Annotated in this window: 14 protein-coding genes; 10 read left to right on the top strand and 4 right to left on the bottom strand. The window is 40.4% G+C overall.

What is annotated here, in order from left to right; all coding sequences use genetic code 11:
• Positions 1 to 342: 342 nt before the first annotated feature.
• The 8 genes from rny (at position 343) to IGM09_RS12350 (ending at position 10,350) form a co-directional block, all read left to right on the top strand.
• Positions 343 to 1,899 carry a ribonuclease Y gene (gene rny / locus IGM09_RS12385; RefSeq protein ID WP_002354863.1) on the top strand — a complete coding sequence of 519 codons (1,557 nt, stop codon included), beginning with the start codon at positions 343 to 345 and terminating at the stop codon, positions 1,897 to 1,899.
• Between the two features lie 159 nt (positions 1,900 to 2,058).
• A complete protein-coding gene (locus tag IGM09_RS12380; protein ID WP_002354864.1) occupies positions 2,059 to 2,856 on the top strand; it encodes a TIGR00282 family metallophosphoesterase in 798 nt (265 codons plus the stop codon).
• A gap of 87 nt (positions 2,857 to 2,943) precedes the next feature.
• Positions 2,944 to 3,315, top strand: coding sequence for a RicAFT regulatory complex protein RicA family protein (locus IGM09_RS12375; protein WP_002354866.1), 372 nt, complete (start codon positions 2,944 to 2,946; stop codon positions 3,313 to 3,315).
• Entirely contained in the window at positions 3,316 to 5,892 is a 2,577-nt protein-coding gene (gene mutS / locus IGM09_RS12370; RefSeq protein ID WP_033625193.1) for a DNA mismatch repair protein MutS, read from the top strand. It abuts the gene before it with no gap.
• A 31-nt stretch (positions 5,893 to 5,923) separates the two neighbouring features.
• Complete coding sequence (gene mutL, locus IGM09_RS12365) at positions 5,924 to 8,056, top strand: DNA mismatch repair endonuclease MutL (protein WP_010713705.1); 2,133 nt, start codon at positions 5,924 to 5,926, stop codon at positions 8,054 to 8,056.
• 24 nt (positions 8,057 to 8,080) lie between these two features.
• Positions 8,081 to 8,635: a Maf family protein gene (locus tag IGM09_RS12360; RefSeq protein WP_002354869.1), complete on the top strand. Its 555-nt coding sequence runs from the start codon at positions 8,081 to 8,083 to the stop codon at positions 8,633 to 8,635.
• A 131-nt stretch (positions 8,636 to 8,766) separates the two neighbouring features.
• Entirely contained in the window at positions 8,767 to 9,204 is a 438-nt protein-coding gene (gene msrB / locus IGM09_RS12355) for a peptide-methionine (R)-S-oxide reductase MsrB (protein ID WP_002354871.1), read from the top strand.
• Positions 9,205 to 9,378: 174 nt separating this feature from the next.
• Positions 9,379 to 10,350, top strand: a complete 972-nt coding sequence (locus IGM09_RS12350) for a ribose-phosphate diphosphokinase (RefSeq protein ID WP_002381060.1) — start codon at positions 9,379 to 9,381, stop codon at positions 10,348 to 10,350.
• A 52-nt stretch (positions 10,351 to 10,402) separates the two neighbouring features.
• Here IGM09_RS12350 and IGM09_RS12345 read toward each other — a convergent pair whose 3' ends face one another.
• On the bottom strand, positions 10,403 to 10,936 hold the full coding sequence (locus tag IGM09_RS12345) for a CPBP family intramembrane glutamic endopeptidase (RefSeq protein ID WP_002385180.1): 534 nt from the start codon (positions 10,934 to 10,936) through the stop codon (positions 10,403 to 10,405).
• Between the two features lie 283 nt (positions 10,937 to 11,219).
• On the opposite strand from IGM09_RS12345, the gene IGM09_RS12340 reads away from it, so the two are divergent.
• Together IGM09_RS12340 and pepG1 are read left to right on the top strand one after the other, a co-directional pair.
• Positions 11,220 to 11,345: a hypothetical protein gene (locus IGM09_RS12340; protein WP_002383214.1), complete on the top strand. Its 126-nt coding sequence runs from the start codon at positions 11,220 to 11,222 to the stop codon at positions 11,343 to 11,345.
• Positions 11,346 to 11,688: 343 nt separating this feature from the next.
• Positions 11,689 to 11,832 (top strand): type I toxin-antitoxin system toxin PepG1, encoded by a 144-nt coding sequence (gene pepG1 / locus IGM09_RS12335; RefSeq protein WP_002392696.1) that lies wholly within the window; start codon positions 11,689 to 11,691, stop codon positions 11,830 to 11,832.
• A gap of 240 nt (positions 11,833 to 12,072) precedes the next feature.
• Here pepG1 and IGM09_RS12330 read toward each other — a convergent pair whose 3' ends face one another.
• The 3 genes from IGM09_RS12330 to IGM09_RS12320 all read right to left on the bottom strand — a co-directional run bounded on the left by IGM09_RS12330 (position 12,073) and on the right by IGM09_RS12320 (position 16,537).
• Positions 12,073 to 12,666: a PBECR4 domain-containing protein gene (locus tag IGM09_RS12330; RefSeq protein WP_010706987.1), complete on the bottom strand. Its 594-nt coding sequence runs from the start codon at positions 12,664 to 12,666 to the stop codon at positions 12,073 to 12,075.
• Between the two features lie 461 nt (positions 12,667 to 13,127).
• A complete protein-coding gene (pgmB, locus tag IGM09_RS12325) occupies positions 13,128 to 13,778 on the bottom strand; it encodes a beta-phosphoglucomutase (RefSeq protein ID WP_016617406.1) in 651 nt (216 codons plus the stop codon).
• 14 nt (positions 13,779 to 13,792) lie between these two features.
• The gene (locus tag IGM09_RS12320) at positions 13,793 to 16,537 is read right to left on the bottom strand and encodes a glycoside hydrolase family 65 protein (protein WP_016617405.1); all 2,745 of its coding nucleotides are present in this window, start codon (positions 16,535 to 16,537) and stop codon (positions 13,793 to 13,795) included.
• Between the last annotated feature and the right edge of the window lie 152 nt (positions 16,538 to 16,689).

The raw sequence follows: 16,689 nt of genomic DNA, 5'->3' as shown, positions 1-16,689 counted from the left end.
AGGTGTTGTCTTTTTTTGTTTAGAACTAAATTGTTAAATAGACTGTTGTCCATGTCCGAACCCATCCACATCAAGCAGCTTAGTCAAACAGCAGACTATGCGGCGTTTGTTCTAAAATTTAAACAATTCGTGACGGCGGAAACCTAAAAATGTGACGTTGTCTAATATTTGCTGCCCTTTCCAAAAGAAAGGGCTTTTTTAAGTTGACACCTTTCGCGACAAACATTAGAATAAAATTGTGTGTATGCACAAATATGCAAGTAGGCATATTGATAATTGATTTTAGTTTATCAAAAAACTACAAGATATGAATTAACAAAAAGATAGTATGGAGGTGGAAATATGGTTTTAAATATTCTCCTCGCTATCGTCGGTTTGATTGTCGGTCTTGGTTTAGGATTTGTTATTGCAAAGTCACGTCATGATAAAGCAATAAATGGTGCAAAAATTTCAGCGTCGAGTATTCTCGAGAACGCTCGGAAAGAATCAGAAACACTGAAAAAAGAAGCATTGCTAGAAGCTAAGGAAGAGAACCAGAAGTATCGTTCAGAAATTGAAAGTGAGTTGAAAGAAAGCAGATTAGAACTTAAATCTCAAGAAAATCGTTTAATTCAACGGGAACAAACGTTGGATCGTAAAGATGACTCTCTTGAAAAACGTGAAGGCTCACTGGAAGAAAAAGAAGAGAAACTTGGTGCTAGACAGCAATTAATTGATGAGCGAGAAAAAGAAGTAGAAAACTTAATTAATCAGCAACATCAAGAATTAGAACGAATTGCTTCCCTTTCAAAAGAAGAAGCAAAATCGATTATTATGAAGTCAACAGAAGAAGAGTTGAATCATGAACTAACCTTGATGGTCAAGGAGTCAGAACAACGTGCCAAAGAAGAATCTGATCGCAAAGCGAAGAACTTGCTTTCCCTAGCAATTCAACGTTGCGCCGCCGATTCTGTTTCTGAAACAACTGTTTCCGTGGTCACTTTACCAAATGATGAGATGAAAGGTCGCATTATTGGTCGTGAAGGACGTAATATTCGTACATTGGAAACATTAACAGGGATTGACTTAATCATTGATGATACGCCAGAAGCGGTTGTGTTATCCGGATTTGATCCAATCAGACGAGAAATCGCTCGAATGACCTTGGAAAAATTAATCCAAGATGGTCGGATTCATCCCGCTCGTATCGAAGAAATGGTAGAAAAATCACGTAAAGAAATGGATGAACGGATTCGTGAATACGGAGAACAAGCAGCCTTTGAAGTAGGTGCTCATACGTTACATCCTGATTTAATTAAAATTTTAGGCCGTTTACGTTTCAGAACAAGTTATGGTCAAAATGTCTTGAACCACTCAATCGAAGTAGCAAAACTGGCTGGCGTTTTAGCCGCCGAATTAGGCGAAGATGTTCAATTAGCCAAACGTGCAGGTTTACTACATGATATTGGGAAAGCATTGGATCATGAAATTGAAGGTTCTCACGTTGAGATTGGCGCAGAATTAGCTGCGAAATATAAAGAAAATTCAGTAGTTATTAATGCCATTGCCTCGCATCATGGTGATGTGGAAGCAACCTCAGTTATTTCTGTTTTAGTGGCAGCCGCAGATGCGTTATCTGCAGCCCGTCCAGGTGCACGTAGTGAATCGTTAGAAAACTACATTCGCCGCTTAGAAAACTTAGAAAATATTTCTAATAGTTTTGAAGGCGTTGATTCAAGTTTTGCTGTTCAAGCAGGACGTGAAGTTCGTGTCATGGTGAAACCAGAAGAAATTTCTGATTTAGAATCTGTTCGTTTAGTTCGAGACATTCGGAAGAAAATTGAAGATGACTTGGATTATCCAGGACATATCAAAGTAACGGTTATCCGTGAAACACGTGCCGTAGACTATGCGAAATAAAATAAAAAGCGAATAAGTATCGCGTGTAGTGTCTCAACGAACAATTGCAAGGATTGTTCGTTGAGACACTTTTTTTAATCTTTTAAAACCAAAACTTTCTTTTCAAAGCGAAAACAACTATAATAAACAAGAGATGTTAAAAAGAGAAGAGGAACCTTTTTGCGTATATTATTTATAGGAGATGTTGTCGGTTCTTTAGGAAGAGAAGCCTTAGCAACGTATGTCCCTAAATTAAAGAAAAAATATCGTCCACAAGTGACCATTGCCAATGGTGAAAATGCGGCATCTGGTCGGGGAATTACTGGCAAGATTTATAAGAAATTTTTGCAAGATGGTGTCGATGTTGTTACGATGGGTAACCATACGTGGGACAACAAGGATATCTTTGAATTCATTGATGATGCGAAGAAAATGGTTCGTCCAGCGAACTTTCCAGAAGATGTGCCTGGTCAAGGAATGGTTTTTGTGAAAGTCAATCAATTGGAACTAGCGGTGATTAATTTACAGGCCCGCACATTTATGGTGCCATTGGAAGATCCTTTCAAGAAAGCCGCCGAGCTAGTGGCTATCGCTCGCAAACGGACACCGCTCATTTTTGTGGATTTTCATGGCGAAACGACGAGTGAAAAACAAGCCATGAGCTGGTTTTTAGATGGCCAAGTTTCAGCCGTTGTTGGAACACATACGCATGTTCAAACAAATGACGCTCGGATTTTACCGAAAGGGACAGCCTTCTTAAGTGATGTCGGTATGACCGGACCTTATGATGGGATTCTAGGAATGAAGCGTGAACCGATTATTGAGAAGTTTATGACAGCATTGCCGAAGCGCTTTGAGGTAGTCGAAACAGGTCGGACGATTTTATCTGCCTGTATTTTAGAGATTGATGACCAAACGGGCCAAGCGAAGATGATTGAGCCGATTCAGATTAGCGAAGATCGCCCGTTTCAAGAATAATAGAAGAAAAGTTAATCTCGGATCATTAAGAGGTTAACTTTTTCTGCTCTTATAGAAAAAGTGCCGGTGAAAGATGGAGGTGAAAAAATGGAGCCGTTGAATTTAGATGCACAAAGTAATAAAGAATTAGAAAAATTGCTACATTTAATTGGACAAGATGAAGTCATTCAGCGCTACCAAGCGATTGAAGAAAAGGTAAAGAAAAACAAAAAGCTGACAGAATTAGTGGAAGAAATTAAAGCTGCGCAAAAAGATGCGGTTCAATTTGCTCACTATGGCAAACCAACTGCTGAAAAAGAAGCCATTCAACGAGCTGATGCGAAAACAAAAGAATTTGATGAGCACCCACTCGTTGTAGCCTACCGCGAACAACTGATCGAAGCCAATGACTTAGTCCAACATGTCACGGCGCTCATTCAATACCGCGTGAACGAAGAGCTAGAGAAGGAAGGGAATTAAATGCCACAAAAGACAAAAAATACACCCATGATGGAACAATATTTATCCATTAAGGCCCAATACAAGGATGCGTTTTTATTTTATCGCTTAGGTGATTTTTATGAATTATTTTATGAAGATGCTATCAATGCAGCGCAAATCTTAGAATTGACGTTAACCAGTCGTAACCGCAATGCGGATGATCCGATTCCTATGTGTGGCGTTCCTTATCATGCCGCGCAAGGCTACATTGATACGTTGATTGAGCAAGGCTATAAAGTAGCGATTTGTGAGCAAGTGGAAGATCCAAAGACTACCAAGGGCATGGTCAAACGAGAAGTGGTCCAGTTGGTAACGCCAGGAACGGTGATGAATAGTAAAGGCTTGGAAGCCAAAGACAATAATTACTTAACCGCTGTGCTAACAGATGGTAATCAGTTCGGTTTTGCCTATGTAGACTTGAGTACAGGCGAATTAAAAACAGCAGTCTTGGCTGATGAAGAGGGCGTTTTAAACGAAGCTTCTGCGTTGCAAACAAAAGAAATGGTCCTAGGTTCAGGGATTCCTGAATCGTTAAAAGAGAACTTAAGTTTACGTTTAAATATTATCTTTTCGACACAAGAAACGGTGGAAGAAAATGCCGAGTTTAGTTTTTTAACCAATGAACTGATTAATCCATTAGAAATTGAAATTACAGGCAAATTATTATCTTATTTATCCGTTACCCAAAAGCGGAGCTTGTCCCATATTCAGAAAGCTGTGGAATATCAGCCAGATCATTTCTTGAAAATGGATCATTATTCTAAATTCAATTTAGAATTGAGTCAGTCGATTCGAACAGGACAGAAAAAAGGGACTCTATTGTGGCTATTAGATGAAACGAAAACAGCTATGGGCGGCCGTTTGTTGAAACAATGGTTGGATCGTCCGCTAATTCAGGAACGTCAAATTAAGGCGCGTCAAGAAATGGTGCAATCCTTATTAAATGCCTATTTTGAACGCTTGGATTTGCAAGCAGCATTGACGAACGTTTATGATTTAGAGCGGTTAGCAGGACGCGTGGCATTCGGCAGTGTGAATGGGCGTGATTTAATTCAATTACGGACCTCTTTAGAACAAGTACCAACGATTCGACAGTTAATTGTCGGGATCAATCAAGGGGAATGGGATGATTTGTTAGTCGACTTAAACCCCGTTGAAGATTTAGTGGCATTGATTGCGACGGCGATTAATGAAGAAGCCCCCTTACAAATTACTGAAGGAAATGTTATCAAAGACGGCTATAACGACCAATTAGATGAATACCGTGATGCCATGCGCAATGGTAAGCAATGGTTAGCGGAGTTAGAAGCGAAAGAACGCCAAGAAACAGGGATTAAAAACTTGAAGATTGGTTACAATCGGGTCTTTGGTTATTTCATTGAAATCACTAAGTCAAATTTAGCGAATTTAGAAGAAGGAAAATACGAGCGTAAGCAAACATTAGCTAATGCGGAGCGCTTTATTACGCCAGAACTAAAAGAATTAGAGCGTTTAATCTTAGAAGCTGAAGAAAAATCAGTTGAACTAGAATATCACTTGTTCTTGGCCGTGAGAGAACAAGTGAAAACGAATATTGATCGGTTGCAAACACTGGCTAAAACCATTAGTGCGGTTGATGTTTTACAATCTTTTGCAACAATTAGTGAACGGTATCAATACGTTCGACCAACGTTAAGAAGTAACACGAAAAATTTGGCGATTGTCGAAGGACGACACCCAGTCGTGGAAAAAGTTTTAGGGCATCAAGAATACATTCCAAACAGTATCCGCATGAACCCAGAAACAGATATTCTCTTGATTACTGGACCAAACATGTCAGGGAAAAGTACCTACATGCGTCAATTGGCTTTGACGGTGGTCATGGCGCAAATTGGCTGTTTTGTACCAGCGGAAAGTGCTGAAATGCCAATTTTTGATCAAATTTTTACACGGATTGGGGCCTCTGATGACTTAATTGCAGGGCAAAGTACCTTTATGGTAGAAATGATGGAAGCCAACCAAGCACTGCGGCACGCCACGCCTAACAGCCTAATTTTATTTGATGAATTAGGACGCGGCACGGCAACCTATGATGGAATGGCGCTAGCGCAAGCCATCATTGAATATATCCATCGTGAAGTACAAGCCAAAACGTTATTCTCTACACATTATCATGAACTAACTGTTCTAGATGAAACCTTAAAAGGCTTGAAGAATATTCACGTGGGCGCTGTCGAAAAAGATGGCGAAGTGGTCTTTCTTCATAAAATGATGGAAGGACCTGCTGATAAGAGCTATGGGATACATGTTGCTAAAATCGCTGGTTTACCAAGCTCGCTTTTAGAACGAGCAGCCACCATTTTATCCGCTTTAGAAGCGGAAGAAACAACGATTCCAAGTTCAGTTCATCATGAAGAAGTTTCAGAAGTCCATGAAGAAACCGAGCAACTTTCATTATTTAAAGAAGTTTCAACAGAAGAATTAAGTGTCATTGACACATTGAAGAAAATGAATCTATTAGAAATGACACCACTAGATGCGTTAAACATGCTTCATCAATTGCAAAAACGTATCTAATTAGGAACCGAACCGGTTAGGAGGTCGTGAAATGGGGAAAATTCAAGAACTATCCGAACAACTAGCCAACCAGATTGCTGCTGGTGAAGTTGTTGAACGTCCCGCTTCTGTCGTCAAAGAATTAGTGGAAAATGCATTGGATGCAGGAAGCACCCAAATTGATATTTTTATTGAAGAAGCTGGCTTGAAAACCATTCAAATTATTGATAATGGTGAAGGAATTGCCAAAGAAGATGTACTGAATGCCTTCAAGCGCCATGCCACAAGCAAAATTCATACAAGAGATGATTTGTTCCGAATTCGCAGCTTGGGGTTCCGAGGCGAAGCCTTACCAAGTATTGCCTCAGTTTCTGAAATGATTGTCGAAACTGCCACAGCTGAGGAAGAAGAAGGCAGCTATGTGATTCTAAAAGGGGGCAAGGTCGAAGAAAACCGACCAGCAGCCCTCCGTAAAGGCACAAAAATGACCGTTTCCAATTTATTTTATAATACGCCCGCTCGTTTGAAATACGTCAAAACGATCCAAACAGAATTGGCCAATATTGGTGACATTGTCAATCGTCTGGCGTTAAGCCACCCTAAAGTCGCTTTTCGCTTGGTTCATGACGGCCACAAAATGATGAGTACAACAGGCAATGGTGATTTAAAACAAACGATTGCCGGGATTTATGGCATTAGTACCGCAAAGAAAATGTTGAAAATTGAAGGAAAAGACCTTGATTTTACTTTGACAGGGTATGTTTCATTGCCAGAAGTCACACGGGCCAGCCGCAACTATTTATCAACGATTATCAATGGTCGTTATATTAAAAATTTCGCGTTAAATAAAGCAATTGTAGCCGGCTATGGTTCGAAACTAATGGTGGGGCGTTTTCCAATTGCTGTGTTAGAAATTGAAATGGATCCGCTGTTAGTCGATGTCAATGTCCATCCTACTAAGCAAGAAGTTCGTTTAAGTAAAGAAAAAGATTTAATGGCATTAATTGAACAGGCGATTCAAGAAGTGTTGAGCCAAGAACAGTTGATTCCCAATGCGGCAGACAATTTGCGTTTTAAAAAGAAACTACCGCCAGAACCTAAAGCCGAACAAATGGAAATTCCTTTATCGACTGAACAACCTGCGGTAAAACAACGACCGGGCAGCTTAAGCTATAATCCTGCAACGGGTCGCTTCTATGCGGAACATGCGACAGACGAAACACCAGTCTCAAGCGCCCCTGAAACTGTCAACCAGACAGAAAGAGCAGTGGATCCAATGGACGACCCATTTGCGCCGCCAGTGCCAGAATCAACGAGTGTAGCGGAAGAAACGTCAGCTTACGAAACCTCTTCGGCAGCTGCTGATTCCGCAAATCATTGGGAAACAGCTAGTAATGAGCAACAGGTAATAGCCGAAGAAACGAAAATAACTGAAGTGCCTGATTCAGAACCTTCTCTGCGTTCATCAGAGGCTGCTGACGAGGTTTTCCAAGAAGAAATGAAACTTCACCCAGAATTCGATGCCAATAGCGCTGCGAGCCAAAGAGAACTGAAACAAGCCCTGAACAAGTTGGAAGAAGAACGACCGACAGAACGTTTTCCTGAGCTAGAATACTTCGGTCAAATGCACGGAACTTATTTATTCGCACAAAGCAAAGATGGCCTGTTTATTATCGACCAACACGCTGCCCAAGAACGAATTAAATACGAGTACTTCCGTGAAAAAATTGGCGAAGTCAGTGATGATTTACAAGAACTATTGGTACCAATCGTTATTGATTATCCAAATAGCGATGCCTTGAAAATTAAAGAGCAGAAAGAAACCCTTGCGGAAGTCGGCATCCATTTGGAAGACTTTGGACAAAATAGTTTCATTGTGCGGGCGCACCCAACTTGGTATCCTGCAGGCGAAGAGGAAAGCATTGTTCGCGAGATGATTGACATGTTGCTAACAACTGGCTCGGTCAGCGTGAAAAAATTCCGTGAAGCAACTGCCATTATGATGAGCTGTAAGCGATCCATCAAAGCCAATCATTACCTCAATGAGCAACAAGCACGCGTGCTATTAAAAGATTTAGCCTTGTGCGAAAATCCGTTTAATTGTCCGCATGGACGTCCGGTGCTGATTCATTTTACGAATTCAGATATGGAACGAATGTTTAAACGCATTCAAGACCCCCATTAAAAAGAAACGAGGCGTCATCAATTTATGCAAATTATTTTAGCATCCCAATCTCCTCGCCGTCAGGAGTTATTAAAGCGTGTGGTTCCAACTTTTACGATTGCACCAGCCGATATCGATGAAACTGTTGGCAAAGACGGCTTACCAGCAGAATATGTGGCGCAAATGGCTGCCCAAAAAGCAGCGGCTATAGCAGAACAATCCCCCGAAGCACTAGTCATTGGCTGCGATACAATTGTGGCATTGGCGGGAGAAATCCTCGGTAAACCGACTTCTCGGGAAGACGGTTATCGCATGTTGCGCCTGTTAAGTGGCAAAACACATGACGTGTATACAAGTGTGACGTTGAAACAAGGGGAAAAAGAGCGCTCCGCGACAGTTCATTCAACCGTTACGTTTTATCCACTGACAGACACGGAAATCCATGCGTACTTAGATACCGCAGAATATGCCGACAAAGCAGGCGCTTATGGTATCCAAGGACAAGGGGCATTACTAATTGAAGCAATCGCCGGCGATTATTACGCCATTATGGGCTTACCAATTGCCAAAGTAGCCCGACTACTAAAAGAATTCAACTAATAAAAGACAGTCCTTTTCATTCGTCAAAAGAGAAAGGACTGTCTTTTACTATGCAAACTATTAGGTGCCTGTTTGGCAAACGTGGTATCATTGAACCCAATAAATTGAACAGAAGAAAAGGAGTGGACAGAATGACAAAACCAACAGAAGAAGAATTAAAACAAACCTTGACGGATCTTCAATATGCCGTCACACAAGAAAACGCAACAGAACGCCCTTTTTCAGGAGAATATGATGACTTTTACCAAGACGGAATCTATGTAGACATTGTTAGTGGCGAGCCGTTGTTTAGCTCCCTGGACAAATACGATGCTGGTTGCGGCTGGCCATCCTTTACCAAACCAATTGAAAAACGTGGCGTCAAAGAAAAAGCTGATTTTAGTCACGGCATGCACCGAGTAGAAGTTCGCAGTCAAGAAGCAGATTCACATTTAGGGCATGTTTTCACTGATGGCCCACTCCAAGAAGGCGGCTTACGTTATTGCATTAATGCGGCAGCTTTGAGATTTGTGCCAGTGGCAGATTTAGAAAAAGAAGGCTATGGCGAGTACCTTTCTTTATTCAAATAATCCTCATTTTTTAGACAAATACGATAAAATAGTTAGAAGAAAGCGACTTTTGATGAATATCTTGTATGAAATACAGAAAATCTCTTGATTTATTTGGCTAGGACTACTATTATTTTAGAAGGAAAGTATTGTTCAGTTTTAACGAATTGGCTGAAATAGAAAGTGGAGGTTCTAATGTCGAAACATTATTTTGATCCAAGATTGAAAATCTTTTCTTTGAACTCTAATCGTCCCTTAGCAGAAAAAATTGCGGATGCTGTGGGTGTGGAGCTAGGAAAGTGCTCTGTAACACAATTTAGTGATGGCGAAATTCAAGTGAATATTGAAGAAAGTATTCGTGGTGCACATGTTTACGTCATTCAATCAACAAGTAGCCCTGTTAACGATAACTTAATGGAACTATTAATCATGATTGATGCGTTAAAACGTGCGAGTGCTAAAACAATTAACGTGGTTATGCCTTATTATGGGTATGCACGTCAAGACCGTAAAGCACGTGCCCGGGAACCAATCACTGCTAAACTTGTTGCAAACATGATTGAAAAAGCTGGCGCAACAAGAATGTTGACATTGGACTTACATGCGGTCCAAATTCAAGGATTCTTTGATATTCCAGTGGATCATTTGATGGGTGCACCATTAATTGCCGATTACTTCATCGAACACGGCATTCAAGGCGATGACGTCGTTGTCGTTTCCCCTGACCATGGTGGTGTAACGCGTGCGCGTAAATTGGCAGAATTCTTAAAAGCACCAATTGCGATCATTGACAAACGTCGTCCAAAAGCGAACGTAGCAGAAGTAATGAATATCATTGGTCATGTGGAAGGCAAAACATGTGTCTTAATTGATGACATGATTGACACAGCGGGGACAATTTCTCTTGCTGCAAACGCATTGAAAGAAGCCGGAGCAAAAGACGTTTACGCTTCTTGTACACATCCCGTTTTATCAGGACCAGCCTTACAACGTATTGAAGATTCAGCAATTGAACGCTTAGTTGTAACAGACTCTATTTACCTATCTGATGATCGTAAAATTGCTAAAATTGACGAAGTCAGCGTTGGTGAATTAATCGGAGATGCGATTAAACGTATCCACGAAAACAAACCAGTTAGTCCGTTATTTGAAACAAAAAATAAATAATTACAAAAAACCGCCACATCATTTTTCTGATGTGGGCGGGTTTTTTTGTGTATTATAAATTATTTAATAGCAAATGAATAGCAAGAGGATACGTGAGATTGTTATTACAGAAATAATAGGTAGAGGCTAAAACCCAGCCCATTCCACAATAAAAAAGCATGGAAATTGATGGTAATAGTCCATGGCTAAGACCAAAAAAAAGACCAGAAAAAAATATTTTACATAAGACACTTCGAGAGGTGTTTTTTATAAAAAATAAGTTCATAAAAATGCCACGAGTCAGGAGTTCTTCTATTATAGGTGAAAAGAGTCTAGTATGAAGGGCCATTAAAACAGGTGCTACATTTCGGACTTCATTAATATAATGTTGATTTTCTGGAGTAGGAATGCGTGAGAAAAGTAAATTTAGAATAATAGAAAATAAGAACATGCCAATAGCTAGTAATAGACTTTTAAAGATAGCTTGCTTTTTTTTCTTTACTATTTTTTTATAGAAAACTGACAGCACGATAATAATAATTAAAGATAGTACACTATCAAAGATAATCAAGGCTTTTTCGTTATTTTTTATAGCTATTAAGCTCATTCCAGTTAATGCTTCTATGCTGGGTAGGGCTGTCAAAAAAGTGAACAGGAGATAAAGAAGTGTTTTTTTCTTTGTAGATAATTTTGTTTCGATACTATAACAACCACCTTTCCTATTTTATCAGAATGATATGTTTACAAATTGAACTACTAATCAAGGAATAAAAAGGAAATGAAAAAATGATGCTTCCTCTATTGTGAGTTTTATTATAATTAGATAAAATATAGATGTCAAAAAGATTAAAAAGGTTGGAGCTTTAAAAATATTGGAAAGGAGTATACAAATGAAAAAGATAACTGAACGACCAATTGTCAAAATCTTAATTAAGATTTTGATGTTTGCCCTATGTTTTTATGCGGGGATAAAATTCGTTGATTTCATTTTTCCGTTAGTAGGATTTAAACAATAAGCAAAAGAAATGAACGTGGAGACAAGCACAAAGGACCGTGAACTTCGTTGCTAATAGTAAAGTATTGGTCCTTGGAAACTAAAAAGCTGTTAAAAATGACAATAAAAAATAACCGTTTACTTTGATCGAGTACGGTTATTTTTTATAACTAAATTGGTCACCGTCTTAAACGGCTCTACATCAGAGAGGTATGTTGATGCATATCTCTCTTTTCGTTTTCATTATAGCACATTTATCTAAAAAAATATATTGCGACCTGAATATTTATTAGGTATTCATGATATACTATAAGTGTAGAGAAGTTAACACGGTGGCTATCTAATCTGAAAGTGAGGTGGTGCGTATGAGCGTACTTCCAAAATTTACGGAAAGGAGAGGCCTTTTGTCAGCATATGAAACAATTCAGACGATCCTAGGGTTTGGTATGTTTACCATTGCTTTGATTGCACTGATTGTGAAATTGCTTAAAAATGACAATAAAAAATAACCGTCAACTTTGACCGAGTACGGTTATTTTTAAATAATTCAAAAAGTCACCGTCTTAAACGGCTCTACATCAGAGAGGTATGTTGACGCATATCTCTCTTTTCGTTTTTATTATAGCATATTTTCCCGAAAAGTACGAATAAATTTAGCGTTAATCCGTGAAATCCTAAAAGCTGTTAAAGAGGAGAAAAACCTCTGGGCTTTTTCTCTTTGCCTATAGTCTGTTTAGCCCGCTTTTTTGTTAAAATTTATCGTAAACTTCAATTACTGAGGTGCTATTCAGCTCAGACTTACTTATTTTAATTACTTCATGGGATTCAGTTAAAGATTTCGATTGGCTCTTTCGTGGCTGATTTATTAACGATAATAAAGATTGTGGGACGTACTTTTTGTTATTCTCTTTACATGTTAACGCCACAATCATTTTGCCTGAACGAATTGCTTTTTCATACTGTAAATTATAAAATTTTCCTCCATCGCATATTCGTACACCTGGAGAAATAAGCATTTCTAATAGAGAAATTACTTGTAATTTTTGGCCTGTGGTTCCATCATCTTTAGGTTTAATCCCGCGCAGTGAAACTTTATTATTTTTTAAAGCTCTGTAAAATTGAGTAGCCTTAAAACGAAATTTACAGCTCCCTTGTTTATCTATTTGATAATAGTCAACTCCGCATAAATGCATAAAATTCCCAGCTTCAAATTGAACGTTCATTTCTAACAATTTCTTTGTTTTCCGATGTTGATATGTATAAGTGAACATATGATTATTGAAGTTGGTGTCATAAATTAAGAACGCCTTTCTAATTGTGTCAAAATCTTTTTTCTCAATCATTAGTTTCTCCTATAAATAAAGAAGCCAAGCTTAGCTTGCCTTCTTTAAACTTCAAATATAATTCAGGTTTTTCTGTTGCTCACCAACTATTGGCTCTACGTCCAATTCTATATCGAGTTTTTCTGTTGCTCGCCAACTATCGGCTATTACTTCCGATTTCAGTATTGAGTTATTATGATGCCTGATCATCAAGAAACATCTACTTGTTTCTAATAAAAGTCTACCACAGAACCACGTTCAACTCAATCCTTTTTAATCCAATAATGGAGTGTAATGACAATAAAAAATAACCGTCAACTTTGACCAGCACGGTTATTTTTAAATAATCCAAAAGGTCACCGTCTCAAACGGCTCTACACTAGAGAGGTACGTTGACGCATCTCTCTCTTTTCATCTACATTCTAGCATAGATACAATGTAGATGAAAAGAGGTGCCTGCTGCTAAAGGTTCTTGTCCTTCTTTAGCGATTGAGCAGTGCATCAACGCTTAGTTCAGTCATTTCAGAGACTTGTATGTCGGCTCCGATTAAGGGTTGGCTGGCCGACAAGCCGACGGCATAGATGCCCGCGGCTTTCAAGCCGTCAATGCCTGATTGTGCATCCTCAAAGCCAATGGCGTTTTGCGGTAGCACGCCAATACTGTCAGCGGCGGCTAAAAAGATTTCAGGATCAGGTTTGCCTTTGCTTAACGAGTCGGGATCGACAATTGTGGCGAAGTACGCGCGCACGCCTAATTTTTCCAAAATCAGGGGGGCGTTTTTTGAAGCCGAAGCCACGGCACAGGGAATGTGACGTGCTTGGGCTTGCTGTAGCAATGGCACGACACCAGGTAAAACATCTTCTGTCGTTAAATGTTCTAATAATTGAACGTAGTGGTCATTTTTTTGCTGAGCTAAGGCTTCTTTTTCTGCTGGAGTAAACGCATTTTCACGGTGGCCATGGGCTAAAATGCGGTCCAAGGAATCCATCCGACTAATGCCTTTTAATGTTTCGTTGAAGGTTTCGTCAATGGGGATACCTAGCGAATCGGCCAACGCTTTCCAAGCTTGATAATGAAATTTGGCGGTGTCAGTAATGACACCATCCAAATCAAAAATAAATCCAATCGTCATTGTGGTTCGCTCCTTTATTGATAATGTACTTCTTTTGGTCGTTCGGCGGTTAACGGAATCAACGCGCCCTGAACCAATAATTGTGTATCTTTATCTGCTGTAATCGTGACACTGGTTTGTGTTAATGAAAATTGATACGTCACGCCTTGATGAATAAACTGGAAGGCCAGCGCTTGCCAATGTTCAGGTAAGTTTGGACAAATTGATAACTCGTTCTGGCGCGTGTCAACGCCTGCATACGTCGCTAAAGTAACGTGAATCGTCGCAGCCATGACCCCTGTATGAATCCCTTCAGCGGTCGTGCCACCTTGAATGTCACGATAATCGGAATACAACGCTTCTTGATAAAGTTGCCAAGATAGCTCATGGAATTGCGCCATTTCTGCCAATTGGGCATGAACAATTCGTGACAAAGTCGAACCATGAGACGTCCGTTTTAGATAATACAAAAGATTTTTTTCCAAATAATCCGCAGGCAATTGATACCCTAAATCTTCTAAAATTTGATCCACCCGAGTTTTGTCTAAGTTGTAGAACAACATTAACGTGTCGGCTTGTTTCGCCACTTTGTAATCATCGGGGGATTCCCCTTCGGCTTTTAAAATTCGATCCATGCGGTAAATATTGCCGTATTTCTCTTTCATCGCTGCCCAGTCAATCTCTTTTAAGCCGAAATACCCTTCATATTGCGCAATAATGCCGTCAGAATTAACTTCAATTTCCAGTGAATTTTGAATTTGTTGCATGCGGGCTAAATCAGCCGAAGTGGTCTGCGTTTTGGCAAAAAGTTGTGCCTGTTCTTCCTCAGAGAAAAGTGCCAAAATGTTGGTTAATTCTTCGAATAGCCAAACCACCATCAAATTCGTATAGGCGTTGTTTTTCAAGCCGCTTTCCGTTTGGTCTGGATAGCCCTCGTGAAACTCATCAGGTCCCATCACTTTATCAATAAAGAACCGTCCTGTTGCGTCATCTAACGTCGCAGCGCTGTTCCAAAATTGAGCGATTTCTAACAACATTTCGCCGCCATATTGTTTCATAAATTCATGATCCTGTGTACTATGCCAATACAACCAAGCATTGTAAGCAATCGCCAAGGACACATGCCGTTGCAGAATGCTATGATCCTCGCCCCAATGTCCATTCAACGGATTTAAGTGAAGTTTTTGCGTGGTTTCACGCCCGTCACGTCCTGATTGCCACGGATACATTGCGCCACGATACTGGCTAGCCGCCGCATTTTCCTTCGCCTTCTCTAATCGATGGTAGCGATACAGCAACAATTGTTTCGCCGTGTCAGGATAATGTTGAATATAAAAAGGTAAAATAAAAATTTCATCCCAGAAAATATGTCCACGATACGCTTCACCATGCAAGCCTCGGGCGGTAATCGAGACGTCCAATGCTTGCGCTTGGTTACTAAAAGGCGAAGCCGAAGCCAGCAAGTGATAACTGTGAATCCGTAAAAGTTTTTGAGACATCAAATCGCCTGTCACGGTAATGTTGGCTTGTTGCCAAAGAGTTTGCCAAGCGCGGGCGCTTTCCTGAGCGGCGGCCGCAAAAGAGTCCTTCGGCGTAAACGGTACTTGCCAACTTTGTTCGGCGTGGCTGGCTTGCACATAGACTTGTTTTTCTAGCGTATAGCGCGTGCCTTGGTGCGCCATCACGGTCACCACTTGGGCGATTTTTTCCGCTTCTTCTTGAATCATAATGGCTTCTTTTTCAAAAAAATCACCGGTTATCAAGGCCGTTTCTCGGACACTCAAGTTGGATTGATTGGTACAAACCTCAATCACGGTTTTGTTTTCCTGCGCGCTTAATGCTGTCACCTGAAAATGTTTCGCTGTTAAGTTGCGATACCGCGCCACGTTATAGTTGTAGACACTGCCATCCGTGACGGTTTTCAAAGTAATCGGGGCTGAAAAGTTTAACGGCTCAAACGTATATTGCAGATGATAGTCATTCGGCTGTGCCATATTGGCGATTTTTTTCGTGGTTAATTTAATTTGCTGATTGTCCGCATCTTTCAAAATCATTTCTGCGACAAACAATCCCGTTTTCAAGTTCAATTGACGGTGTAATTGTTGTAGCGTGTCTGGAGAAATCGTTAACCAGTCAGTGGCATCGCCAATTTTTAAAGCGATGTGTTGGTTGTCAGGAGCATTGACGAAATCTTCATTTTCCACTACTTGACCCGCAACTTCCGAAGCCGCTGTATTATAAAGCCCCGCAATGTAGGTCGCTGGATAATGATCATCAGAAATCGTCATCTCAGGGGTTGTGCCGCGCAAACCTAAAAAGCCATTGCCGACAGTTAACAGGGACTCCACCGCATATTCATTTTTCCCAGGCACGTAGCCATAATAGTCCAAATGCCAAGCCAGATACTGCCGTTTTTCTTCAAATGCTGCCAGCAGATTCGGTGCCGCCGCTTGTTCGGCTGCCGTTAAAAGTGGCGTGTTCAACTGTTCCGCGAATGCTTGAATCACCGCTTGCGGAACCAGCGCCAACGTTTCCTCTGGCGAAAAGAAGTCCGCTGGGAAATCAGCCACAATTCCCCCCAGAATCGGCGCAGCCTCTGCCACAATCAATTGGCACAGTTCAGGAACCGTTTCTTCGATAGTCAAGGCTTCAAAAGGGAACGATTTTTGGTGAAGCGGTTCCAATTTATGGTTAAAAAAAGTCGTCGTTAGTTGGTTCGGTGCGAATGTTAATTCTAAAATAGTCATGTTTGGCGCCTCCTTGTAAACTTGTATAGACATGTTGTGTTTGACTACAGTATAGTATGAACGAATCAGAATTACAAGGATTTTCCCTAGATTCTTGGGAAAACTTTTCTACAACGTGGCTGCAACCGACTACGCTGGGTCCGAAAAAAAGGCGGTCAAGCAGTGGTTTGGCTGGGGGAGTCAGT

The sequence above is a fragment of the Enterococcus sp. DIV0167 genome, from assembly GCF_050541555.1.
Lineage (GTDB): Bacteria > Bacillota > Bacilli > Lactobacillales > Enterococcaceae > Enterococcus > Enterococcus faecalis.
The sequence above is the reverse complement of the archived record's forward strand: the minus strand, read 5'-3'. Positions and strand labels throughout refer to the sequence as shown.

Excerpts from the sequence above, each read along its gene's own strand:
- rny (WP_002354863.1), top strand. The coding sequence starts at position 343 with ATGGTTTTAAATATTCTCCTCGCTATCGTCGGTTTGATTGTCGGTCTT.
- IGM09_RS12375 (WP_002354866.1), top strand. The coding sequence starts at position 2,944 with ATGGAGCCGTTGAATTTAGATGCACAAAGTAATAAAGAATTAGAAAAA.
- mutS (WP_033625193.1), top strand. The coding sequence starts at position 3,316 with ATGCCACAAAAGACAAAAAATACACCCATGATGGAACAATATTTATCC.
- mutL (WP_010713705.1), top strand. The coding sequence starts at position 5,924 with ATGGGGAAAATTCAAGAACTATCCGAACAACTAGCCAACCAGATTGCT.
- IGM09_RS12360 (WP_002354869.1), top strand. The coding sequence starts at position 8,081 with ATGCAAATTATTTTAGCATCCCAATCTCCTCGCCGTCAGGAGTTATTA.
- msrB (WP_002354871.1), top strand. The coding sequence starts at position 8,767 with ATGACAAAACCAACAGAAGAAGAATTAAAACAAACCTTGACGGATCTT.
- IGM09_RS12350 (WP_002381060.1), top strand. The coding sequence starts at position 9,379 with ATGTCGAAACATTATTTTGATCCAAGATTGAAAATCTTTTCTTTGAAC.
- IGM09_RS12345 (WP_002385180.1), bottom strand. The coding sequence starts at position 10,936 with ATGAGCTTAATAGCTATAAAAAATAACGAAAAAGCCTTGATTATCTTT.
- IGM09_RS12340 (WP_002383214.1), top strand. The coding sequence starts at position 11,220 with ATGAAAAAGATAACTGAACGACCAATTGTCAAAATCTTAATTAAGATT.
- pepG1 (WP_002392696.1), top strand. The coding sequence starts at position 11,689 with ATGAGCGTACTTCCAAAATTTACGGAAAGGAGAGGCCTTTTGTCAGCA.
- IGM09_RS12330 (WP_010706987.1), bottom strand. The coding sequence starts at position 12,666 with ATGATTGAGAAAAAAGATTTTGACACAATTAGAAAGGCGTTCTTAATT.
- pgmB (WP_016617406.1), bottom strand. The coding sequence starts at position 13,778 with ATGACGATTGGATTTATTTTTGATTTGGATGGTGTCATTACTGACACC.
- IGM09_RS12320 (WP_016617405.1), bottom strand. The coding sequence starts at position 16,537 with ATGTCTATACAAGTTTACAAGGAGGCGCCAAACATGACTATTTTAGAA.